Origin of the sequence: Actinomadura sp. NTSP31, assembly GCF_041951385.1 — a bacterium.
In the GTDB taxonomy this organism is placed as follows: domain Bacteria; phylum Actinomycetota; class Actinomycetes; order Streptosporangiales; family Streptosporangiaceae; genus Spirillospora; species Spirillospora napierensis.
The window spans coordinates 165,805-187,608 of sequence record NZ_JBGNUT010000001.1 but is presented as its reverse complement, the minus strand read 5'-3'; the positions used below and the strand labels follow the sequence as shown (position 1 = coordinate 187,608).

The following is a 21,804-nucleotide window of genomic DNA, read 5'->3' as shown; positions in this document are numbered from 1 at the left end:
CGTGAAGACCGAGACCCCAGCGAAAACACCCTCGCCCGCCACGGACGAAGAAGAGAACCTCGAAGACGCCGGCCTCGAGATCCCCGCTGCGGCCGACGATGCCGGACTCACGGAGGCGGAGGAAGGCGGCAAGAACGAGAAAGCTGATCAGAGCGACACCAAGTCGCGCAGTGCCGCGTCCGGCAAGGGGCAAGGGGCCGACGAGAGCGGCACGAAAGACTCGGAGAAAGAGGAAGGCAGGACGGCGGAGACGAGCACCGAGGAGGCTGAGCCGCCGCTGCGAAAGCGGGTGATCGGGTACCTGACCGGTCAGTTCACCGTCAAGGTGATCGTGGTCGTGGTTCTGATCGCTTCAGTCGTTACTGCCGGGCTGCAGTGGCATCGAGCGGACAAGGCCGATACCCGTGAGGACGAGCGACGGCAGGCCGGCGCCAGCGCAGGCAGATTCGGGCAGGCGCTTCTCAGTTACGACCACACCAAACTCCAAGCCGCGCGGGACAAGGTGCTGTCCCTGGCTTCCGACGACTTCGCCAAGACCTACGATCAAGCCTTCACCGGTGGACTCGAAGGCATCATCACCAAGCTCAAGGCCGATGCCTCCGCGACCGTCCGCACCGTCTACGTCGGTGACATCGACGGCGGCAACACCCGCGCCGTCGTCGTCATGGACAGCGAAGTCCACAGCACCGCGGGGACCCGTAGCGTTCTCGGTTCCTACCTCGACATGAAACTCACCCGCGACCACGGCACATGGAAGGTCACCGAGGTCACCTCCGTCGGCGCCGCCAACGAAAGCATGACCGACCCCAACGGAAAGCAGGAGACGACGCCCATCCAACCCGACCCGACGCTCTCACCCGGCGGCTGAGCGAACACCCCGCGCCATAGCCCGGCGAACCGGTCTCGAACTACAGCCGAGGCGAACTCCTCGGGCGCCGTGTGCGTCAGCGCGTAGGCGCAACCCACGCACCGCCAGTAGGGGCGGGGTCGCTCGGGGGTGAAGGTGATCGGCAGATGGACGACGCCTCGTACTTGGCTGGAGTGGGCGACGGGGGCGCCGAGTTCCGGCTTGCCCGTCAGTGCCACGTCGTGAACTCGGCCTCGCCGTGGGCCGTCGAATGGACGACCGGCCCCCGTGCGGCGAGCTCTGCGATCTTTCCCTGCATGACGGGATGCCTCCTGGAGCCGTTTCGCTGAAGGTTCGGCGCCAACAGCCGCGCTCCGGCGTCCCGGCCGCCTCACGCCGACCATCCGCCGGCCACTCGGCCAATCAAGATCAGCCGTTGGTCGGGCACATACCCGGTCAGGCGCAGGGGACTTGTTCCAGCAGGTCGAGCGGCACTGCGTCGGCCATCTTCTGATAGCCCCTGAGGCTGGGGTGAAGGTTGTCCGGGCTGGCGTATTCAGGTAGCAGCTGTGAGTGGTGTGCGGGATCTCGTAGCGCGGCGTCGAAGTCGATGACGCCGTCGGCGAGGGCCTGGCCGCGGATCCAGGCGTTCACCTGCTGCCGGTAGTTCTCGCTGTTGGGGGCGGTCGCGGTGCCGTCGATCAAGGCGTTGGCGGCCGGCGTGATGGTGCCCAGCCAGATCTTTTTCCCGCTGGCGTGCGCCTTGCCGATGAGCCGGGTGTAGCCGGCCTGTAGCTGAGTCGGGGTGACACCGCTGCCGAGCCCGAGGTCATTGATCCCCTCCAGGACGATGATTCCGCCGGCGCCGGGGATGTCGAGGGCGTCGGCCTGGAAGCGGGACAGGCCGCTGGGGCCGTCCATGAGGCCGAGACTGCCCAGCAGTTGGTTGCTGCCGATACCGGCGTTGACCACCGATATGGCTCGCCCGGCATCGGTGGCCCTGCGTTGGAGGTCATCAGGGTACCGGCCGTTCTTGTCGGCCGCGGAACGGTCGGCCGGGATGCTCAGCGGGCTGCCGCCGACGAATCCGTCGGTGATCGAGTCGCCGAACGCAGCGATCGCCCGCGCGGGTGCCATGACATCGAGTCCGTCGACGAACAGCCAGCTCAGCGTCCTGTTGGTGAAGCGTGCTCCGCTGGTCTGCGTGCTGAGATCACCGGCGCCCTGGTCGCTGTAGTAGGAGGTGGCGTTGGCGTTCCAATGCTTGGTCACCGCCGTGGTGCTCTTGGGCAGGTAGATGCTGACCGACAGGGGCGTGAACGCCGAGAAGGTCAGCGCGACGGGGTCGCTGACAACGTCCCGGCCGCCGGGAACCGTGACGGACTCGGCTCCGCTGAAGGTCACCGGCCGCGGATCGCCGACGGCTGGTCCGCCCTGCTCCTGGAGGCCGACGGTGACGCGGCCGAAGGCCACGGGGGCATTGCCGAATCGGTTGCTCAGGTGTAGCCGCAGCGATGCTCCTCCCACATGGGGGGATATCACCATTCGAACGGTCTGGTCCGTGAGCGATGTCGGGACCGCTCCGAGGGAGGGGTCGAACGGTACGGAGCCGTCGGTCGGGCTGGCCGTCCAGGCGGCGACCCAGCGGCTTGCCGGGCAGTCGGCGACGGGGGCGGTCGCCGTTGCGCCGAGGGCGGAGGTGATGCTGGCGGGTCCGGCCGCGGTCGCCGCTGGGGGAGTCAGTCCTGCCACCGCCAGCGCGGTCGCCGTCGTAGTGATCCAGCCGGTGATTGTTCGTGTTGTGGTTCGCACGTGTCGGTTCCTTGGGGTGGGTGATCGCCGCAGGGGGGCGATCGAGGAGACAAGCGCCATACTTTTCCGATCAGCGACGCGGCGCTTCGATCCTTTTGACCAGCGTCGTGGTTTGCTCTGGACCGAGGTCCTCCTGGAAGGGCGGCGGATTCGATGCCGCGCCTTCATGCTGCGAGCGCTCACTGGCTTTTGGAGTGGGGGGCAAAGCACTTTGGCGGTCGTCCGTGGGTTATTTCGCTGGGTGCATTATTTGCTGGTTATGGCGATAGATCTTGATGAGTTCACGGAACTCTATTCGCGGGTATTGTGGTGTGGGTTGGATTCCCCATTTGTCCTTGGCGGTGGTTCTGTGGGTGTTGGGGCCGCTGCTGCCGAAGGGCGGGGCGCTGAGCGGGGCGGGGTCTTGGCACTGGACTGTGGGGTCGTTGTACATGACCTCTTGGAGTCCGCTGCATATCTCCTGGACCGACAGCGTCGGCCAGCCGTACCAGATGAGAGTGAAGGGGAGGGTGAACGCCCCTTCGATCACCAGCGCGAACAGCAGGATGTAGCAGATCCGGCGGATGGTGGTGTGGAGGCGGGCGGTCGCCGATGTCGTGCCGAGGGGCAGGTCCGTTTTCGGGGGTGTGCTCATGGCTTCTCCTTTGGCGGCGGGATGGCGGATTGCTCAGTCGGAGAAGACTTCGCGGTTGACGGTGTGCAGGTAGGGAATGGCCAGGAACGGGGTGATGTAGAAGATGTCGTACAGCCACCATCCGATGACCGGGAACACCGTGTGCGCGTAGCGGACATCGGCGAAGATGGTCATGTTGGCCACGTAGCCGACCCAGATCACGACTCCGAACCAGCAGGTGACGATCATCCATTGGTGGCCCCAGCGCTTCATGCGCAGGAGCCCGATGCACGCCGCCATCCGCATGGCGAACACGGTGAGCACGCAGGTGATCTCCCAGGCCTTTTCACCGGGGCCTCCCGCGCCGCCGACCCAGGGCAGTTGGTTGTAGTGCCAGAAGTAACCGGCGTCGAAGAAGTTGCCCCACGCCATGATCATGGTTTGCCAGAGGACGGCGTGGCTGGCGATCGTGTCCAGGGCCCAGCCGAAGCAGTTGAGGGCGGCGTCGAGGCAGACCATGTAGGCGATGAGCGTGATGATCATCGGGCGGACGGACAGGCCCGCGCGGCCGGCTCGTCTCAGCAGCACCAGTCCCCGCAGGAAGATGGGCAGGCCGATGATCCCGGGCAGCGTCATCCCCATCAGGACCGTGCCGGCGATGAGCCATCGGTCCGCCTGGCGCTGGGCCTGCCGCGATCGTTCCACGTGGTCGTCGTAGTCGGCCGGTTCCTTGGAGATGGCCGCGACGGCGGGGGTACTCGCATCTGGGCCGGGCCGGCGCTTGCGCAGTGGCGTCCTCATGGTGGCCTACCAGTTCCGCTGCGAGTACATGTACAGCTGGATCGCGAACATCAGCAGCAGGTAGCCGTAGATGGCGATCTGGAAGACCATGAGGGCTCGGCGCCGCTGGCGGTCTTGTTCGTTCATGGGCATGGGGCTCCCTTCTGGAACGAGCGAGGGGTCAGCGCGTGGCCGGTGCCTGGTCGGTGAGGAGGCTGGCCGCGGCCAGTTCCCGCAGGCCGTCGGTGATGGCGCCGTCGGTGCTGAGCGGCGCCAGGACGCAGGCCTCGGCGGCCTGGATCTCCTGCGCTCCGGCGGCGATGAGTTCTGCCGCCGTGATCAGTGCCCGGGTTGAGGGCGGCTCGAAATGGAAGACCTGGTCGGCGTTGCGGATGCTGGTCGCGCACTGGACGAGCCGCTGTGCCGTCAGCGGCTCGATGCCGGTCTCGGCGACCAGCACCTCTACTTCCTGCTCGGGCGGCAGGTAGTCCATCGCCAGCGTGACGAACCGCTGGCGGAACGAGGGCTTGAGTTCCTTCAGGGAGCTGAGGAAGGCCGGGTTGTAGGAGCATACGAGCATGAACGACTCGGGTGCCTGGAGGACCTCGCCGGTGCGGTCGAGGTAGAGGGCGCGCCGGTGGTCGGCGAGCGAGTGCAGGACGGCAAGGGAGTCGTGGCGGGCGTGCACGACCTCGTCGAGGTAGCAGATCGCGCCGTCCTTGACCGCTCTGCTCAGGGGGCCGTCGGTCCAGATGACGTCGCCGCCCGACACGATGAAGCGTCCGACGAGGTCGGCGCTGGTGAGGTCGTCGTGGCAGCTGATGGTGATGACCGGACGGCTGAGCCGTTCGCCCATGTGCTCCACCAGCCGGGTCTTGCCGCAGCCGGTCGGCCCGGTGAGCATCACCGGCAGCCGCCGCTTGCAGGCCAGCTCGAACATCCGCACTTCGTTGCCGTGCGCTCGGTAGAAGGGGGGCGTCATCCGGCCTCCGGCGTCGGTGGCGGTCATGCGGTGACCAGTTCGCGGTGCACATGTGCCAGGACGCGTGGGAGTTCCTCGACCCGCTTGATGCGTCTGGCCCGGCGGCGGCCGAACATGTCCGGGAGGAGATCGGTGTGGGTGGGGCCGACACCGATGTAGTAGGGGGTGACGCCCGCTTCGGCGGCTTCGTCGACGGCGTGGGCCACGTCGGCGATGGCGTACCGGCCTTCGTAGCCTTCGTCGGACACCAGCCCGTCACCGATCACGATGAGCAGCCGCCGCTGCGATGGTTGTTCGAGCAGGCGGCTGGTCAGGTGCCGCAGCGGGGCACCGAGCCGGGTGTAGCCGCCTGCGACCAGGCCCAGACGGCTGGGCATGACGAGGTGGGGGTCGGCGAAGTCCTTCAGGCAGCCGACCTCGACCCGGTGCCGGGTGTCGCCGGTGAAGCTGAAGATGCCGTGCCGTTCCCGGGCGAGCGTCAAGGCATGGGAGAGCGCATCGGCGCAGGCGAGTTCCAGCCGGAAGATCTGTCCCTGGTGGGCTGCCAGCGAGGAACTGCCGTCCAGCAGCAAGGCGGTGGTGACGTGCCGGGCGGCGGGCAGCAGATCCCGGAAGATGCGGGCGTGCGAGGTCTGGCCCGCGACCGTGGCGACGTGATGCGCGACGTACTGGTCGATGTCGAGGTCGGAGCCGTCCTCCAGGTGGTTGGTCACGGTGCGGTGGGTGTGTTCTTCGAACCATCGGTGCAATTCGGCCACGGCCTGGGGACGAGGTTGGGAGTACGGCCCGTGCTTGCGTTCGAGAACGGCCACATGGTCGGGCAGGAAGCGCTGCGTCCAGATGTTCCATTCCGGGTAGGGAATGCCGGCCCGCTGATCGGGGCGGATCTCGATGTCCTCGTCCTCAGGCCTGCTCGGCGGCGGCAGGTTGGGATTCCTGGCCCCGCCGTCGCCTCCCACCGGCACCGAATACCACCGGTAGGCGTCCTGGCGTCGCGATGTCCACGGCATCCGCCCGAGCACTCTGCGCGCGTGCGCGGGCAGAGTGCGGCGCGCCTGGACCGATGACGGCAGCCGTCCGAGCAGCGGGTGGGTGCGCAACTCCCGCCCGGATCGGGCCAGCTCCCTTGCCCGTTCGATGATCGCCGGACCGTCGAGTTCACCGTCGGCGCCCTCGAGGTCGGGAAGCCGGCGCCGCAGTTCCGGCAGCAGCCCGGGCCAGCGCTCGATCACCCACCCCAGCGAGACCTCGGCTTCGGCGATCGTCAGCGCCTGGAACTCCCGCGGGGAAAGCACGGTGATCGAGCACGCGGCGACCCGGTCCTTCGACGGCGAGCACTGCAGCGCGACCCCGCAGGCCACAGTCCGGGGCGTCCAATCCGGGGCCGAGAGGGGATAGGGCACGCTCACCAGGCTCCGGTCCGCGTTCAAGCCGAAACCGCGGCGTTCGCCCGAGCTGAGCCGTGCGCCCCGGCGCCGCCCCTCGGAGAAGGCGACCGCGAGCAGAGCGCAACTGCGCTCGATCCGCGACGCCGCCGCGACGGGCTCAGTCATGGCCGCGCTCCTGGCGGCCGGTCTCCGTCAGAAGGTTCCGATGCGGCTCAGCACCCAGTACCAGAAGTAGACGAGTGCGACGCAGAACACCCAGGTGAGCGCGAAGCGCACCAGGTCCTGCCAGCTGATGGACAGATCCCACACGTTGTGCAGCACGAGAAGACCTCCGTATCGATCGGTTGCCGCAAGACGGCTGCCGGGAGCGGGAGCGCGGGTCATGCCGCCTTCGCGGCCCCCAGGGCATCGGAGCCCCAGGCCGCCGAACAGAACTCACGACGTTGCCCAGAGCGGTGGCGGCCCTGGCGGATGGCGGACAGGTATGGCTGGGGTTCATCGCGAATACGCTCCGGGGGAGCCTCGTTGAGTCGGGTGCAGAAGGGGTGAACGCGTCCGGGCCCGATGCTCATGTGCCGCTCGGACACGCAGTGCCGGGGCGGCGACCGCTAGAGGCCGCCTGCTGGTCGCGGCGACAGGGTGAGGGGCAGATGCTCCAGGCCGCGCAGGCTGAAGCCCGGGCGGCGGGTCGGCTCACCCGCCAGCGCGACGTCGTAGTGCCGGGTCAGGAGTTCCAGGAAAACCTGGCCTTCCAGCCGGGTGAGGTGGGCGCCCAGGCAGAAGTGAATGCCCGAGGCGAAGGCCAGGTGCCCGCCGTCGAGGCGACCCACATCCAACTCGTCCGCTTCCCCGAAACGCTGCGGGTCGTGATTTGCGGCGCCGAGCATGGTGAGTACCAGCCGCCCCGGCCCGAGATCCACTCCCGCCAAGGTGACGGGCTCCAGCACAATGCGCGCACCGAACTGGACGGGCGAGTCGTAGCGGAGCAGTTCCTCGACCGCCGCGGGAACCAGCTCGGGGTGCTCGCGGAGCTTGCGCAACTGGCCAGGGTGCCTGAGCAGTGCATGCAGCCCGTTACCGAGCAGGTTGGTGGTGGTCTCGAAGCCGGCGGCGAACAGCAGCAACGCCGTTGAGATCATCTCCGCTTCGTCCAGCGCATCCGCATCGTGAGAAGCCACCAGGCGGCTGAGCAGGTCCTCGGCGGGCCGGGCCCGTTTGTCGGCCAGCAGCACCGAGAAATACTCCACGAGTTCCTCGCCGGCCGTTGCGCCCTGCTCGCGCAATTCGGGGGCCGCGGTGGGCTCCAGCGCGGCGACCAGGGCGTGCACCCGCGGTGTGAAGGACAGCCGGTCGGACTCGGGAATCCCCAGCAGGTCGGAGATGACGTTGACCGGAAGGGGCAGCGCCACCGCGGCCATGAAGTCGCCGCTCGGCTCGGCGGCCAGCGCTTCCAACAGGGCACTGGTGCGGATGGTCACCGCGTCCCGCAGAGCCTCGACGTGGCGGCCGGTGAAGGCGGAGCTGACGAGTCGGCGCAATCGCGTGTGGTCGGGCGGATTGGCCAGCAGCATGCTGTGCCGCAGGAGGTCGATCAAAGAGCCGGAGCATTCGGCCGGAGCATCGCCGGGGCTGAAGTCGAACAACTGGTCGCTCTTACCTACGGCGCGATGACGCAGCGCGGCATCGCAGTCATCGAACCGGGTGAGCACCAAGGTGCCGTCCCCGGTCACCAGCGCAGGGGCCAGCTCCCGCAGCGTCCGGTACCCGACATAGGGGTCGTCGTTCAGCGGATCCAGCATCAGTTCGAACAGCAGCCGTTCCGCGTCCGGGGCGGCGCAGGCCGCCGTCGCGGCTGGAGACGGATCCGAGGCCATGAGCGCTCCTTCCGACAGCGGGCACGCTGACGTCCACAGCATTGACAGAACGATGAGGGTTGTCAACAGTATGGCCGGAAACCTGCAAGATGTCGTCATTAAGACCCTGTGGCGATCTAAGTCGTCATGAACGACATGTCCTTTGGTAATGTCCACGAATGAGCACTTCAGTGCCGGTGAGCTTCCACGCCCGGGTTCGGCAGCAGATCCGCGACGATGCGCTGGACGCGGCTTACCGGGTGGTGGAAGAACGAGGCTGGGAGGCCCTCCGCATGACGGCGCTCGCCACCGCCGTCGGCGTCAGCCGGCAGACCCTGTACAAGGAGTTCGGATCCAAGGAACAACTCGGCGAGGCCCTGGTGCTCCGCGAGGCCCAGCGGTTCATCGACGGGGTCTCGAAGGAAATCCAGCAGCATTCCGGCGTGCTGGCCGCCATCGAGGCGAGCCTGCGTTTCGTCTTGCACCACACCACGACCAACCCGCTGCTGCGCGCGATCCTGTCCTCCACGCTGGAAGGCGCAGACGACACGCTGCTGCCGTTGATCACCACCGGGTCGGAGTCATTGCTCGTGCTGGCCCGCCAGGTCATGCGGGAACACATCACCAGCCGGGCGCCGGAATTGGCCCCTGAGGACGTCGAGACCACCGCGGACGCCCTGGTACGGCTACTGATCAGCCACATCCTGCTGCCGCTGGACGATCAGGAGACCACAGTGCGCCGCCTCACCCGCCTGGCCGCCCGCGGACTCCGACTCTGACCCGGAGGGATCCCCGGCCAGGAAGCGCTGGAGCTCACGGAGGATGAGCGCGTTGACAAGGTCGTCGCGACCGGGAAGCGGGGGTAGACGGTCATGCTGCGCCGGGCCCCGGTGATCGCACGGGGGTGATGACGGCAAAGGGCGCTCCGGTGGGATCGGTCATCTTCGAGAACCTGCCGGGTCGGATGCTGGTGGGCGGGACGCCGACGGTGGCGCCCAGTTCGGTGGCCCTGGCCGCCGTGGCATCGCAGTCGGTCACCCAGAAGCACGGCGTCCACTGCGTCGGGTACCGGCGCGGCCAAGCGTCGTCCATCAGGACCATGCCGCCGACCGACCGGTCACCGACCTTCCAGGTGGTGTAAGCCGATCCGTGGTGATCACGGTCGGTAGCGCGCCAGCCGAACACCTCGGTGTAGAAGCGACGTCCCTCGTTGAGATCCGGGGCCGCCAGTTCCACCCAGCACACCGTAGAGGGCTGATCAGTGGCGCCGAGGCCCTTGATCAGACCTGGCTTCGCGACGCCGAAATCGGCCCCCTGAGAGTCCGTGCACAGCGCCATGTCCGCAAGACCGGCCCAATCGGTCGGCGGAATGAGCTCCTGCCCGCCCTGGTCGATTATGGTGTCAACGGTGCCGCGAAGGTCTTCGACGCGGAAATAGCACGTCCATGACGGCGGCTGCGAGTCGTCGGTGAGCATCTGCAACCCGGCGACCTCCGGACCGTGCACATCGTCCAGGGTGAAGATGTTGTAATTGCCGTAACCAGGCGCAGTCAGGGTGTAGACGGACCAGCCGAACAACTCGCAGTAGAAGGCCCTGGACGTCGCGGCGTCCGGACTCGCCAGGTCGACCCAGTGCAACCAACCAGGGCCCTTGGGCATCTCGTCCACGATCAGTCCTCTCCTGAGCGCATCACCACCAAGCTACGAACAGCTGCGCAATCGCAGCGGATGCGGCAAGGATGAGATCCCCCAAGACCATCTAAGCCCCCGCCAAGCCCCTAACATGGTCGAGGCTGTAGCCGAGCGGCGCCACGCCCGACTTCGGCACCCGGCCCGAACATCGGCATCAGCCCGGTGACACCGCAGAACGCCGACGGGATGCGGATACTGCCGGCCATGTCGGTGCCAGGCGCCCGGCGAAGAACAGCCCGGCTCGGCCCTCCCACCATCGTGATGATGTCCTTGCTGATGGTGCTTTCGGCAAGCGCAAGGTCAGGGCGTCGGATGCCGGTCGGCCTCCACCAGTTCTCGCGCGGCGCGGTAGTCGGCCTTCCCGTTGGGACCGCGCGGGACGACGTCGACGAAAACGATGTGCTTCGGCGCCTTGTAGCTTGCGAGCCGGCCCTTCACATGCGAGATCACGTCGTTGGGGGCGAGTGACCGCCCTGGCTCGAGGCTGGCGACGGCGGCCACGATCTGACCCCACTCCGGGTCGGGGATTCCGACGACCAGAACGTCGCCGACCGCCGCGTGATCGAGGATGACCGCCTCGACCTCTTCGGTGAAGATCTTCTCGCCGCCGGAGTTGATGCAGAGGGAATCACGGCCCATCAACTGGATGGTGCCGTCCTCGAGCACGATGGCGTGATCGCCGGGGACCGCCGACCGTACACCGTCGATCACCGGGAAGGTGCGCCGGGTCTTTTCCGGGTCCTTGTAGTAGCCGAGGGGCAACCTGTCGCTCAGGACGAGCCTGCCGACGACTCCGGAGCCCGCGACGACCGGCCGACCATCCTCGTCCAGCACGCGTAGGTTCCTCCCCGGCCTGAACCTGCCGGTGGGCGGGACGTCCTCCTTGGTGGCCACCGACCAGCCCATTCCGAAGCCCTCGGACGAGGAGAACCCGTCGAGTATCGAGGCCTGTGGCCAGTGTTTCAGGAGGCTGCGCTTGCTCGCCTCGCTCAGCATGCCGCCCGAGGTGAGGACGTCGCGGATGGATGTGCTGTCCCAGCGCCCGGGATGCTGCTCAAGCGTCGCCAGGATCCGGCGCGCGAACACCTCGCCGGCGATGGTGAGGCTGGACACCCTGAGGCGGTCGATCAGGTCGAGGAGTTCGACCGGGTCCAGGCCCGGCTGCACGAGTGACGCGACCGTGCCGCCCTGATGCATCGCGATGACCGCCCCGAACCAGCCGCTGCCGTGCATCATCGGGCTGCAGGAGACGTGCACCGGACGGGATCGGGGGAGGGAGGCGCGGATGCCGGCGACCGCGTCGCCAAGGTCGAAAGACACCTCGGCGACATCGTTGACCTGGCGCAGCATGTCTTCCACCCGCCACATGACGCCTTTGGGCATCCCGGTCGTGCCGCCGGTGTAGAGCAGGAACAGGTCCTCGCCGCCACGCCCCCAGGGCGAGCGCACCTGCCCGGTCGCAGAGGCGGCCGCCTGCTCGTAGGGGACGGCCCAGTCCGGGCAGGGCTCCGTCCCATCGTCGACATGGATGAACCGGCGCAGGCCGGACGATCTCGGACGGATGCCCTCCATGGTCTCGGTGAAGGAGCCATGGAACACGACGGAGGTCACGTCGGCGTCCTCGAAGAGGTAGCGCAGTTCTTCGTCCCGGTAGCGGTAGTTGGTGTTGACCGCGGGAATTCCGATCTTGAAGGCCGCGTGCTGGACCTCCATGTACTCCGGGCTGTTGCGCAGGTACAGCGCGACCCGATCGTCCCTGCTCGCCCGGTCGTCCAGCAGGGCGGCGGCCACGCCGTTCGAGCGCTCATCGAAGTCGGCCCACGAGAACGCGCGCTCGCCGTGTACCTGGGCGGGCGCGTTCGGGATCTCCTCGGCGATGGTCTCCCACACCGTGGCCAGGTTCCAGTCGAACTCCGACATGCTCATCCGTGTTCCTCTAATCGAGCTGACTTCACTGGTCGGGGTCGGTCGACCGTTCGCGCTGCGGGTCGGGCCGGCGTCGCTCTCGCGGCAGCCCGAGTCTCTGCCGTGCGATGGCCGTGAGCAGCACCTCGGAAGTGCCGCCGTAGATCGTCGCGATCTGCGACTCCCGGTAGAGGTGCTGGAGCTCCCCGCCGGCCGCCGCCCCGGCCACGCCGCGGTTCCGGACCCCCTGGACGCCGGTCGCGTCGAGCAGTGCCCGGCTTTCGCGGATCAGGGCCTCGGTGCCGTAGACCTTGGCCATCGCCCCTTCGACGGCACCCGCCCTGGCGCCGGTCCGTGACCATGAGGCCTGGACACCGAGCAGGCGGGAGACTTCGGCGGAGGCGACCGCGCGGCCGATTCGAGTCAGGAAACGCGCCTCGCCTCCGAGTTCTTCGTCATGTCCCCAGGCCACAGCTGCGTTGACGAGCCGACGCAACTGCGCCGCGAACTCGCCGCCGCGCTCGAAGGCGAGTGCGACATTGACGATCTCCCAGCCCTGCCCCACCTCACCGACCCGCGCCTCGTCACCGACGTGGACATCGGAGTAGTAGGTGACGTTGGTCCGCTGGCCGCTCAGCGTGAAGATCGGCGCCACGGAGAAGCCTTCAGCGGACGTCGGGACCAGGAAGGTCGTGAGGCCCGTGTGCTTCGGTGCCGCCGGATCGGTGCGCGCGAGGAGGAAGACGTAGTCCGCCCTGTTGCCGAGGGTGGTGAAGATCTTCTGGCCGTTGACGACCCAGCCATCGCCGTCGCGGGACGCCCGCGTGCGGACCGAGGCCAGGTCCGAGCCCGATCCGGGTTCGGTATAGCCGAGCGCCAGCAGCACCTCGCCGCGGCAGATCGGTGCGAGCAACCGCTCCCTCTGCTCCGCGGTACCGACGCGCCGGATGGTCTCGCCCACGATCTGGGTGATCGCCAGGCCCTCGGTCGGAGCGCCCGCGGAGGCCAGCTCTTCGTAGATGACGTCGGTCTTGTCGCGGTCCCAGCCGCGACCGCCCTCTTCCACCGACCAGTGAGCGCCCACCCACCCCCGCTCGGAGAGTGCCGCGTGGAACTCCTGGTCGTGGTAGTCGCCCGTGGACGCGACCCGCGCGCGCACGTCGGAGGACAGGTGTTCGCGAACGAACGCGCGTACCTCCTCCCTGAGGGACTCGGTCTCGCGGTCGGTGGCGAAATCCATCAGCCCGTCCTGTTCATGGTCGCGGCGCCGATCGCCTCCCAGATCACTTCCGGGTCCCCGCCCTGTAGCTGAAGCGCCTTGGCTCGCCGAAGGTAGAGCTGGGCGTCGTACTCCAGGGTGTAGCCGTAGCCGCCGTGCACATGGAGGCATGCCTCGGCGGATCTCACGGCCGTCTCGGCGGCGTGCGCGAAGGCGATGTCCGCCGCGTCACGCCATTCCGCGGCCGTGGTGTCGTGGCGCCAGGAGGTCTCCCGCACCAGGAGGCGCGCACCGTCCACGGCCATCGCGATCTGGGCCAGCAAATGCTGGATCGCCTGGAACGACCCGATCGGGACCCCGAACTGCTCGCGCGCCTTGACGTAGCGGACCGCTGTCGCGAGCGCCTGTTCGGCCACGCCGACCAGCGCAGCCGCCGTACCAAGGCGCCAGCGGCCGAGCGCGATCCGCCACAGCCGCCGGGCGTGCTCTCCACGCGCGACGACCGTCCGCTCGATGGCGTTCCCCTCGAGAGGCCGGTCGGCACAGGCCAGGAAGCCGAGATCCGCGGGCGCCTTCGGCGGCGCTCCTCGCGCGAGCACGAGGTGATCGGCGTCGAGCGCGACGACCGCCTGAGCCCCGCCTCCGCCGGGCACGAGGACCGCGGAGCCGTCGACCGCGGGGCGCGGGCAGAAGACGATCGGCGCGCCTCCGGCCAGCGCCTCCGCCAGCGCCGCGTCCTGGCCGCCGGCATCCGCCAGCAGCATCGCCGCCGTCGCGGCCTCCACCAAGGGAGCACAGGCCAGGTGCCGTCCGAGGCTCTCGGCCAGGAGACCGAGTTCCAGGACGCCCTTTCCGCTGCCGCCGGCGGCTTCGGGCACGGCCACGCCGACTGCGCCCATGGCCGACAGAACCTTCCACAGGGCCGGGTCGTAGCCCGCGCCCTCGGCTGCTCGCACGCGCTCGGCAGATGATTCCCGCTCGAGGACATGCTCGAAGGCGGCCGCGACATCGTGCTGTTCCGGGGTCAGCTCCAGATTCACGCGACCCTCCGATCCTCGCCTCCCACCGCGACCGGGCAGGTGCATCACCTCTTTATAGCCAACTATGTAGTTGGCGACAAGTGACCGTTGGGCGTAATCTGCGCGGCGTGGACCACCGCAGCGAGGGCGGTCCGCCCGCCGCGGGTCTCGTGGACGCGCCCCATCCGACCGCGCTCCGTGCTGTGTGAGCTGACGAAACTCTGTGGCGGTGGCCCGGGGCCCGTGGGGTCGAGGGGGGAGGGCGTTCGGTCATGCCGCGCTCGGCAGGGGCGGAGTCGCTGGTATTTCAACCATCTAGTTGGTAGGTTAAACCCGTATCGAGACCGGCGCTCCGGGCAGGTGGCCATGGATGACGAGATCGCATCGCTCAAGCGGGAGCTGGAACGGCTGCGTGACCACGAGGAGATCAGGCAGTTGCTCTACCGCTACGCCCGAGGAGTGGACCGCGCTGACCTCGAGCTCCTTCAATCCGTTTATGCGGAAGGCGGTACCGACCACCACGGGCCGTTCGACGGGCCCGGCGTCGACTTCGCGCATGTCGTCGTCGATGGCGCAAGGACCGTGTGGGACGCCGTAGGCAACCACCACATCACCAACCATTACATCCAGTTGGAGGACGACAAGGCCCGGGCCGAGGTCTATTTCCTGGCCTGCCACCCGCACATGGACAACGGCCGCCCAGAGCTCGCGATCATGTCAGGGCGCTACCTCGACGAGCTGGAGAAACGGAATGGAAAGTGGGGAATCGTCCGGCGGATTGTCATATCCGACTGGACCAGGAACCACTTGGACGGTCCGGACTGGGAGAAGACGACCGAGCGCGGCGGGTACATCGGCGGCCGGCGGGGCAAGGCGGACCGCTCCTACGAGTTGTTCGAGTGAACGCGGCGGCGCGCTGAAACCGGGAACGGTCGTGCGGAATCCCGCCGAGCCGTGCGCTCGAACTTCGAGACAGAGCAACGCGGAGGGATACATGGGGCGTCTGACGGGCAGAGTCGCTTTCATCACCGGGGCCGCGCGGGGGCAGGGACGGGCGGAGGCCGTCCGGTTGGCCGCCGAAGGCGCGGACGTCATCATGACCGACATCGCCGGCCCGGCGAGCGGTTTTGTCCGCTATGACGCCTCCACGCAGGCCGATCTCGATGAGACGGTCAGGCTCGTGGAGGCGCAGGGGAGGCGGGCCGTGGCGTGCAGGGCCGATGTGCGGAACCTGGACGAGCTGGATGCCGCGGTTCGGGACGGCCTGGCGGAGCTCGGCCGGCTGGACGTGGTGGTGGCCAACGCCGGAATCGTCAACTGCGGCCGCACCTGGGAGCTCGACGAGGAGCAGTGGCAGGACGTCATCGACACCAACCTCACCGGGGTGTGGAAGACGGTCAAGGCCACCGTGCCGACGCTCATCGAGCAAGGGCAGGGCGGTTCCGATCATCATCACCAGCTCGGTGGCGGGCCTGAAGGGGCTGCCCTTCCTGGCGCACTACGCCTCGTCGAAGCACGGCGTCGTGGGCCTGGCGAAGGTCCTCGCCAACGAGCTGGGCGAGCACGACATCCGGGTCAACACCGTCCACCCGCACGGGGTACGGACCGGGATGACCGACGGCTCGATGAGGGAACTGCTGGCGCAGAGCCCGATGCTCGGGCCCATCTACATGCCGGCGCTGCCCTACGAGATGGTCGAGCCGGAGGACATCGCGAACATCGTCGCGTTCCTGGCCTCCGACGAGGGCAAGTACATCACCGGCGCCCAGCTGCCCGTCGACCTCGGCGCCCTCAACCGCTAACAGGACCACCCCGCCAGCACGATCAAGCGCCGCTCAAGTGATCGAGCACTGGCTGCCTACCTGGTTTTCGAGCGTCGACGGCCCTCGTACCCAACCAGGTTACCGATAACGAGGTGGGTTGGGCTCTCCTCGGGATGGAGCGCTGCGGCGGACGTCCGCCGCGGCTTCGACCGGCGTCGGGGTCGATGAGACCGCCGCACATCAGTGCTTGCCTGCGCCGTCTCGACTGTGATGGGCACCGGCTCGTTCTGCGTGACGCACATCCCAGGAGGCTGATCCGTTCGCGGTAGGACCGGTCATCGACTCCACGCAGATAGCAAATCGACCGATTGGTTGGTTATACTCGCGATGCCTCCTACTTCGGCGACGACAAGGATCGAGACATCGTGCCTCTGGATTTCGAGATGGGACTTAGTGCCGGTTCCCTGCGTGGTGAGCTGCGCCGGCTCGTCGCGGAGCACGTGCCCGCGGACTTCCTGGGCGCCTTCACCGACGACCCCGCGGACCTGGAGACCGCCCAGCGGTTCTGCCGGGTGCTGGCCGAACAGGACATGCTGTGCCTGGCCTGGCCGGAGGAGTTCGGGGGCCGCGGCGCCTCGGTATGGGAGCAGACCGTGGTCCGCGAGGAGATGTGGGCGCACCATGAGCCGCGCGGCGCGCAGTACATGGGCGTCAACTGGGTCGGCCCGGCCATCATGAAACACGGGACGCCCGAGCAGCGGAGCCGGCATCTGCCCGCCATCGCGCGCGGCGAGGTGATCTGGTGCCAGGGGTTCAGCGAGCCCGACTCCGGCTCTGATCTGGCCTCGCTGCGCACCGCGGCCCGGCGCGAAGGCGACGGGTGGTCGGTCACCGGCCAGAAGATCTGGACGTCCTACGCCCGGATGGCGCAGTGGTGCTTCCTGCTCGCCCGGACCTCGACGCGGGAGCGCAAGCAGCACGGCCTCACGGTCTTCCTGGTTCCGATGTCCGCCCCGGGCATCGAGGTCAGGCCGATCCCGGCGATGCTCGGCCCGCACCACCTGAACGAGGTCTTCTTCGACGGCTTGCGGGTCACCGAGGCCGATGTGCTCGGTGAGGTGGACCAGGGATGGGCGCTCGTGCAGGAGGTGCTCGCGTTCGAACGCGTGGGCATCGCCCGCTACGCGCGCTGCGAGCGGCTGCTGCTCGCGGCGCCGCACGTCCTCGGCGGGCAATGGGAGGCCCTTCCGGAGGAACTGCACGCCCGGTGGGCGCGGATGCTCGTGCACTGCCGGCGGGCGCGCATGCTCGCCTACCGCGTCATCGCACTCCAGGACGCGGGCGCGGTCTCCCCGCCGGACGCCGCGGCGTACCGGATCGCCGTCACCAGGCTGGACCAGGAGAGCGCTGAAGTGCTGATGGACATTCGCGGTCTCGCGATGCTGTCCGGGCCGGACGGCGACTGGTTCCGCGCCGAGGTGGAAGACCATTGGCGCTATTCGCAGGCATCGACCATCGCCTCGGGCAGCATCGAGATGCAGCGCATCCTGCTGGCGCGTTCGCTGCTGAAGGCGTCATGAACGTCGAACTGAGCGAGGAGGCCCTCGCCTACGGGAGCACGGTGCGGCAGGCGTTCGCGGACGCGGGCGGTGACCGGCTCGTCCGGGACGCCGAGCTCGAGCCGGCCAAGCGTGAGAGCGCATACGCGCCGGTTCTCGCCGAGGTGGGCGCATGGGAGCTCGAGCCGCGCGCGGACGGCGACGACCTGGAAGCGTCCGCGGCCGTCTGCCGGGCCGCCGGGTACTGGTGCGCCGCCTACCCCGTGGCCGAACGGCTCGCCCGTCCCGCGGACGGGGAGGCCGACGGCCTGCTCGTGGTCGGGGCACCGGTGCGAGCGGCCGCCGTCGCAGGCCTCGACCTGCGCTGGGCCACGGTGACGGTCGACGGGCGGCGGGGGCTCGTCACCGCCGTCCGGCCGGACGGTGCCCCGCGCACCACGGCATTCGTCGGCGAGCTCGAGATCGCCGACGCCGCCGGGGACGGGGCCGAGGACCTCGCGCTCGGACTCGTCCTCCCCTGCTGGACGCTGCTGGGGATGCTCGACCGAGCGCTCGATCTGGCGCGTGATCACGTGCTGGTCCGCGAGCAGTTCGGTCAGCGGCTGTCGTCGTTCCAGGGAGTGCAGTTCCAGGTCACCGAGGCCGAGGTCGAGCGCGCCGGCCTGGAGATGCTCGCCAAGTATGCGCTGTGGTCCGTCCGCACCCGCCTGCCGGCCGCGGTCGCCGACGCGCTCGCGCTGAGGCTGGCGGCGATCGAGGCGGCGGAGGTGGTCTTCCGGGTCGCTCACCAGCTGCACGGCGCGATCGGGTTCTGCGATGAGACGCAGCTGTCGTGGCTGTCGCGCTACAGCCAGCCGTTGCGGAGGCTGCCGCTCGGCCTGTCGGCGACCCGGTCCGCACTGGTGAGGAAGATCGGCCGGCAGGGACTCCCGGGCCTGTTCCATGAGTGACCGTTACGACCTCCCGGACGAGCTCACGGTCACCCGCGACGGGCCGGTGCGAATCGTGACGCTCAACCGGCCGGAGCAGCTGAACACGATCGACGAACGGTTGCACCGCGCCCTGGCCGACGTCTGGCGGCGGCTGTCCGCCGACCGGGAGGCGGCCGCCGTGGTGCTCACCGGGGCGGGGCGCGCGTTCAGCGCGGGCGGTGACCTGGAGTGGATCTCGTCCTTCCTGGACGACCCGGTGGCCCGCGACGAGAGCCTGCGCGAGGGCGCACAGATCATCGAGGAGCTGCTCCGCTTCCCGCTGCCGCTGATCACCGCGGTGAACGGTCCGGCCGTCGGGCTGGGCTGCAGCGTCGCGGTGCTCAGCGACATCGTGCTGATCTCCGATCGCGCGTTCCTGGCCGACCCGCACGTCTCGGTCGGACTCGTCGCCGGGGACGGCGGCGCGGCGTTCTGGCCGCTGCTCACGCCGATCCTCCGCTCGCGCGAGTACCTCTATACCGGTGACCGGATACCGGCGCGGGTGGCGGTCGAGTTGGGGCTCGCCTCCCGGACGGTGGCCGCCGACGAGCTGCTGTCATCGGCGCTCGAACTGGCGCACCGGTTGGCGAGGCAGCCGGCGCAAGCGCTCCGTGACACCAAGCGGGTCGCGGGGATGCACCTGGCCCAAGCCCTGTCGGGCGCGATGCAGGCGGGTTTCGCCGCCGAACGGCAGACCATGATGAGCGCCGAGCACCGCAGGCGGGTCCTGGCACTGCGGAAAGGAGCGGGAGCGAGCTGATGCCGATCCCGGAGACAGATCTCGACGACTTCCGATCAGCTGTTCAGGAATGGTGCCGTGAGCACGTCCCGGCCGGCTGGCGAAAGGCGCAGACCGGCGTGCCGGACGAGGAGTACATCGCCTTCCAGCAGTGGTGGTTCGCGCGACTGCGCGAAGCCGGGTACGCCGTGCCGCATTGGCCGGCGCGGTGGGGCGGCGGGATGCCGCTCGCGCAGCAGGCCGTGCTCTACCAGGAACTCGCCGCACATGATGCGCCCCGGCTCGTGCTGGCGTTCGTCGCGATCCACCACGCGGCGGCCACGTTGCTGGAGGCGGGGACCGAGGAGCAGCGCGCCCGGCACCTGCCTGCCATCCTCGACGGTGAGATCTGGGCCCAGGGGTTCTCCGAACCCGAGGCCGGGTCGGACCTGGCCTCGCTGCGCACCACCGCCCGGCCCGACGGCGACCGCTACATCGTCAACGGCCAGAAACTGTGGGCCAGCGGCGCCGCCTACGCGGACTGGTGCCTGCTGCTCGCCCGCACCGATCCGGCCGCGCGCAAGAGGGACGGCATTTCCTATTTCCTACTCGACATGCGCACGCCCGGCATCGATGTCCGCCCGATCCAGAACGCGGTCGGCGAGTCCCACTTCTGCGAGATCTTCCTCAACGACGTCGCCGTCCCCGCGGCGAACCTCGTGGGAGCGGAGAACACCGGCTGGCGGGTCGCGCAGGCGACGCTCGGCGCCGAGCGCGGGCTGACCATGCTCGAACTCGCCGAGCGGTTGGGCAACGCGGGGTTCCGGTGGCTGGTCGAGGCGTGCGGGCGGCTCGGCCTGCTCACCGACTCGCTGACCGCCGACCGGCTCGCCGGGTTCGAGACCGAGATCACCGGATTGCGCGCCCTGTGCCAGGACCTGGTCGAGCGGCATGAGAGCGGACGCGCGGGCCCGGCCGACGCCTCGATCGTCAAGCTGTACTACAGCGAACTGCTGCAGCGGATGACCGGGTTCGGCGCGGAGGTCACCGGCCTGCCCGCGCACGCGCTGCTGCACAAGCCGGCGTCGAGCGGATGGGAGTCCGGTGCCTGGATGCTCGACCACATCGGCTCGTGGGAGTGGACGATTCCCGGCGGAACCAGCGAGATCCAGCGGAACATCATCGCCGAGCGCGGACTCGGCCTGCCGAGGGAGGCGTCGGCATGACGGTCGATTTCGCCGATGAGCCGGCCGAGATCCGCGCCGAGCTGCGCGCGGTCGCCCGTGCCGTGCTCGGCAAGGCGGGACGAGGGGCCGCCGCGGACTGGTCGGCCCTCGCCGCATCGGGGTGGCTGGGCCTGGAGACGCCGGGCGCGCTCGGCGGCGCGGACGCGACGTTCGCCGAGGTCGGGATCATCGCCGAGGAACTGGGCAGGACGATCACCCGTGCCCCGTACCTGGGCGCGATCGTGCTCGGCGTCGGCGCCCTGTGCGCGGTCGCGCCCTGCGACGGCCGGGACGACCTGCTCGCCGCGGCGTCGGCGGGCGAAGCCGTCCCGGTGGCGGTGCTCACGGAGGACGCGGCCTTCCGCCTCGAGCGCGGGCCGGACGGACGACTGCGGCTGTTCGGCCGTGCGTCCTTCGTCCCGGACGCGGCGGAGGCCTCGCGGCTGCTGGTCGCGGCCCGGCGGGACGGACGGGGCGAGCCGGTGATCGCCGCCGTCGGCCCGGAAGCCGCCGGAGTCACGGTCACGCCCAGGGCGGTGCTGGACGAGACGCGCAATCTCGCCGACGTCGACGCCGACGGCGCCGACGTGCCACCGCAGGCGGTCTGGCCGTTCACCGGCGACACCCATGCCGCCGTGCAGCGCCTCCTCGACCGCGCCGCGGTGGCGCTCGCCTGCGACAGCCTCGGCATTGCGGCGGCGATGCTCGAGGCCACAGTGTCCTACACCCAGGTCCGGCACCAGTTCGGCCGTCCCATCGGCTCGTTCCAGGCCGTCAAGCACGCTTGCGCGGACATGCTCGTCCAGACCACCGTGGCCCGCGAGCTGGTCGCCGCCGCGGTGACCGCTCTCGCCGGACCCCGGGTCATGGACGCGCGCGCGGCCGCGTCGATGGCGAAGTCCTACGCGTGCGCCGCGGCGGTCGACGTCGCAGGTAAGGCGATGCAACTGCACGGCGGAGTCGGGTACGCGCGGGAGAGCGGCGTCCACGCCTATCTGAAGCGAGCCGCGCTGAACCGCGCCCTGTTCGGCTCACCGAGTGCCCATCGCGCGCGGCTGGCGGAGCGGTACCGATCGGTGAGCACCCCGACTCCGAACGAACGGCCGGAGACCGCTGACGGGATCGGTGCCGAGCGGCGAAGCGGGCCGCCGGTCCGTGCGGGAGCGGAACACGGGCATCCCGGTGCCCGGTGAGAGGAGACCCAGTGAGAACGGCCCTGACCGACACCGACCTGACCGAGGACGAGGCGTTGCTGGCCGAGTCGGTGCGCGCCTACTTCGACGACTTCGTCGACAACACCTACCTGAACCGTCAAGAGGAGTCCGGCGACGGCTACGACCATGGGCGCTGGAAGCAACTGTGCGACCTCGGCTGGACGGGCGTCAACCTCCCGGAGCGTGTGGGCGGCGGTGGCGGAACGCTCGCCGACGCGGGAATCGTCGCCCGCGAGTGCGGCC

The 21,804-nt window shown here is 69.1% G+C and carries 21 protein-coding genes and 2 pseudogenes; 11 read left to right on the top strand and 12 right to left on the bottom strand.

Going from position 1 to position 21,804, the window contains the following annotated elements:
- The first annotated feature begins 1 nt into the window (after nucleotide 1).
- Entirely contained in the window at nucleotides 2-868 is an 867-nt protein-coding gene (locus ACA514_RS00690; RefSeq protein ID WP_375038967.1) for a hypothetical protein, read from the top strand.
- Nucleotides 869-1,303: 435 nt separating this feature from the next.
- Here the strand turns inward: ACA514_RS00690 and ACA514_RS00685 are convergent, their stop codons facing one another.
- The 7 genes from ACA514_RS00685 to ACA514_RS00655 form a co-directional block, all read right to left on the bottom strand.
- The gene (locus ACA514_RS00685; RefSeq protein ID WP_375038966.1) at nucleotides 1,304-2,659 is read right to left on the bottom strand and encodes a GDSL-type esterase/lipase family protein; all 1,356 of its coding nucleotides are present in this window, start codon (nucleotides 2,657-2,659) and stop codon (nucleotides 1,304-1,306) included.
- Between the two features lie 229 nt (nucleotides 2,660-2,888).
- The gene (locus ACA514_RS00680; RefSeq protein WP_375038965.1) at nucleotides 2,889-3,293 is read right to left on the bottom strand and encodes a hypothetical protein; all 405 of its coding nucleotides are present in this window, start codon (nucleotides 3,291-3,293) and stop codon (nucleotides 2,889-2,891) included.
- Between the two features lie 33 nt (nucleotides 3,294-3,326).
- Entirely contained in the window at nucleotides 3,327-4,073 is a 747-nt protein-coding gene (locus tag ACA514_RS00675) for a hypothetical protein (RefSeq protein ID WP_375038964.1), read from the bottom strand.
- Nucleotides 4,074-4,233: 160 nt separating this feature from the next.
- The gene (locus ACA514_RS00670; RefSeq protein ID WP_375038963.1) at nucleotides 4,234-5,061 is read right to left on the bottom strand and encodes a CbbQ/NirQ/NorQ/GpvN family protein; all 828 of its coding nucleotides are present in this window, start codon (nucleotides 5,059-5,061) and stop codon (nucleotides 4,234-4,236) included.
- Nucleotides 5,058-6,587, bottom strand: a complete 1,530-nt coding sequence (locus tag ACA514_RS00665; protein ID WP_375038962.1) for a nitric oxide reductase activation protein NorD — start codon at nucleotides 6,585-6,587, stop codon at nucleotides 5,058-5,060. The genes ACA514_RS00670 and ACA514_RS00665 overlap by 4 nt, the downstream gene beginning before the upstream one ends.
- A gap of 27 nt (nucleotides 6,588-6,614) precedes the next feature.
- Nucleotides 6,615-6,743: a hypothetical protein gene (locus ACA514_RS00660; RefSeq protein ID WP_375038961.1), complete on the bottom strand. Its 129-nt coding sequence runs from the start codon at nucleotides 6,741-6,743 to the stop codon at nucleotides 6,615-6,617.
- A gap of 287 nt (nucleotides 6,744-7,030) precedes the next feature.
- Nucleotides 7,031-8,296 carry a cytochrome P450 gene (locus ACA514_RS00655; RefSeq protein WP_375038960.1) on the bottom strand — a complete coding sequence of 422 codons (1,266 nt, stop codon included), beginning with the start codon at nucleotides 8,294-8,296 and terminating at the stop codon, nucleotides 7,031-7,033.
- A gap of 158 nt (nucleotides 8,297-8,454) precedes the next feature.
- On the opposite strand from ACA514_RS00655, the gene ACA514_RS00650 reads away from it, so the two are divergent.
- Entirely contained in the window at nucleotides 8,455-9,054 is a 600-nt protein-coding gene (locus ACA514_RS00650) for a TetR family transcriptional regulator (protein ID WP_375038959.1), read from the top strand.
- A 91-nt stretch (nucleotides 9,055-9,145) separates the two neighbouring features.
- Here the strand turns inward: ACA514_RS00650 and ACA514_RS00645 are convergent, their stop codons facing one another.
- The 5 genes from ACA514_RS00645 to ACA514_RS00625 all read right to left on the bottom strand — a co-directional run bounded on the left by ACA514_RS00645 (nucleotide 9,146) and on the right by ACA514_RS00625 (nucleotide 14,131).
- Nucleotides 9,146-9,934, bottom strand: a complete 789-nt coding sequence (locus tag ACA514_RS00645) for a VOC family protein (protein WP_375039374.1) — start codon at nucleotides 9,932-9,934, stop codon at nucleotides 9,146-9,148.
- A 119-nt stretch (nucleotides 9,935-10,053) separates the two neighbouring features.
- On the bottom strand, nucleotides 10,054-10,224 hold the full coding sequence (locus ACA514_RS00640; RefSeq protein ID WP_375038958.1) for an amidase family protein: 171 nt from the start codon (nucleotides 10,222-10,224) through the stop codon (nucleotides 10,054-10,056).
- A gap of 43 nt (nucleotides 10,225-10,267) precedes the next feature.
- Entirely contained in the window at nucleotides 10,268-11,893 is a 1,626-nt protein-coding gene (locus ACA514_RS00635) for an AMP-binding protein (RefSeq protein ID WP_375038957.1), read from the bottom strand.
- Between the two features lie 25 nt (nucleotides 11,894-11,918).
- Nucleotides 11,919-13,112: an acyl-CoA dehydrogenase family protein gene (locus tag ACA514_RS00630; RefSeq protein ID WP_375038956.1), complete on the bottom strand. Its 1,194-nt coding sequence runs from the start codon at nucleotides 13,110-13,112 to the stop codon at nucleotides 11,919-11,921.
- Nucleotides 13,112-14,131 carry an acyl-CoA dehydrogenase family protein gene (locus ACA514_RS00625; protein WP_375038955.1) on the bottom strand — a complete coding sequence of 340 codons (1,020 nt, stop codon included), beginning with the start codon at nucleotides 14,129-14,131 and terminating at the stop codon, nucleotides 13,112-13,114. The genes ACA514_RS00630 and ACA514_RS00625 overlap by 1 nt, the downstream gene beginning before the upstream one ends.
- A gap of 345 nt (nucleotides 14,132-14,476) precedes the next feature.
- Here ACA514_RS00625 and ACA514_RS00620 point away from each other — a divergent pair, with 345 nt between their 5' ends.
- From ACA514_RS00620 to ACA514_RS00580, 9 genes and pseudogenes are all read left to right on the top strand, one after another.
- A complete protein-coding gene (locus ACA514_RS00620) occupies nucleotides 14,477-15,013 on the top strand; it encodes a nuclear transport factor 2 family protein (RefSeq protein WP_375038954.1) in 537 nt (178 codons plus the stop codon).
- 91 nt (nucleotides 15,014-15,104) lie between these two features.
- A pseudogene (locus ACA514_RS00615) lies at nucleotides 15,105-15,488 on the top strand (SDR family NAD(P)-dependent oxidoreductase); the annotation flags it as partial.
- 85 nt (nucleotides 15,489-15,573) lie between these two features.
- The gene (locus tag ACA514_RS00610; protein WP_375038953.1) at nucleotides 15,574-15,912 is read left to right on the top strand and encodes an SDR family oxidoreductase; all 339 of its coding nucleotides are present in this window, start codon (nucleotides 15,574-15,576) and stop codon (nucleotides 15,910-15,912) included.
- A gap of 386 nt (nucleotides 15,913-16,298) precedes the next feature.
- Complete coding sequence (locus ACA514_RS00605) at nucleotides 16,299-17,453, top strand: acyl-CoA dehydrogenase family protein (RefSeq protein WP_375038952.1); 1,155 nt, start codon at nucleotides 16,299-16,301, stop codon at nucleotides 17,451-17,453.
- On the top strand, nucleotides 17,450-18,382 hold the full coding sequence (locus tag ACA514_RS00600; RefSeq protein WP_375038951.1) for an acyl-CoA dehydrogenase family protein: 933 nt from the start codon (nucleotides 17,450-17,452) through the stop codon (nucleotides 18,380-18,382). The genes ACA514_RS00605 and ACA514_RS00600 overlap by 4 nt, the downstream gene beginning before the upstream one ends.
- Nucleotides 18,375-19,163, top strand: coding sequence for an enoyl-CoA hydratase/isomerase family protein (locus ACA514_RS00595; protein ID WP_375038950.1), 789 nt, complete (start codon nucleotides 18,375-18,377; stop codon nucleotides 19,161-19,163). The genes ACA514_RS00600 and ACA514_RS00595 overlap by 8 nt, the downstream gene beginning before the upstream one ends.
- Nucleotides 19,163-20,347 carry an acyl-CoA dehydrogenase family protein gene (locus ACA514_RS00590; RefSeq protein ID WP_375038949.1) on the top strand — a complete coding sequence of 395 codons (1,185 nt, stop codon included), beginning with the start codon at nucleotides 19,163-19,165 and terminating at the stop codon, nucleotides 20,345-20,347. The genes ACA514_RS00595 and ACA514_RS00590 overlap by 1 nt, the downstream gene beginning before the upstream one ends.
- Nucleotides 20,344-21,540 (top strand): acyl-CoA dehydrogenase family protein, encoded by a 1,197-nt coding sequence (locus tag ACA514_RS00585; protein ID WP_375038948.1) that lies wholly within the window; start codon nucleotides 20,344-20,346, stop codon nucleotides 21,538-21,540. The genes ACA514_RS00590 and ACA514_RS00585 overlap by 4 nt, the downstream gene beginning before the upstream one ends.
- A pseudogene (locus tag ACA514_RS00580) lies at nucleotides 21,537-21,794 on the top strand (acyl-CoA dehydrogenase family protein); the annotation flags it as partial. The gene ACA514_RS00585 and the pseudogene ACA514_RS00580, both read left to right, overlap by 4 nt.
- Nucleotides 21,795-21,804 lie beyond the last annotated feature (10 nt).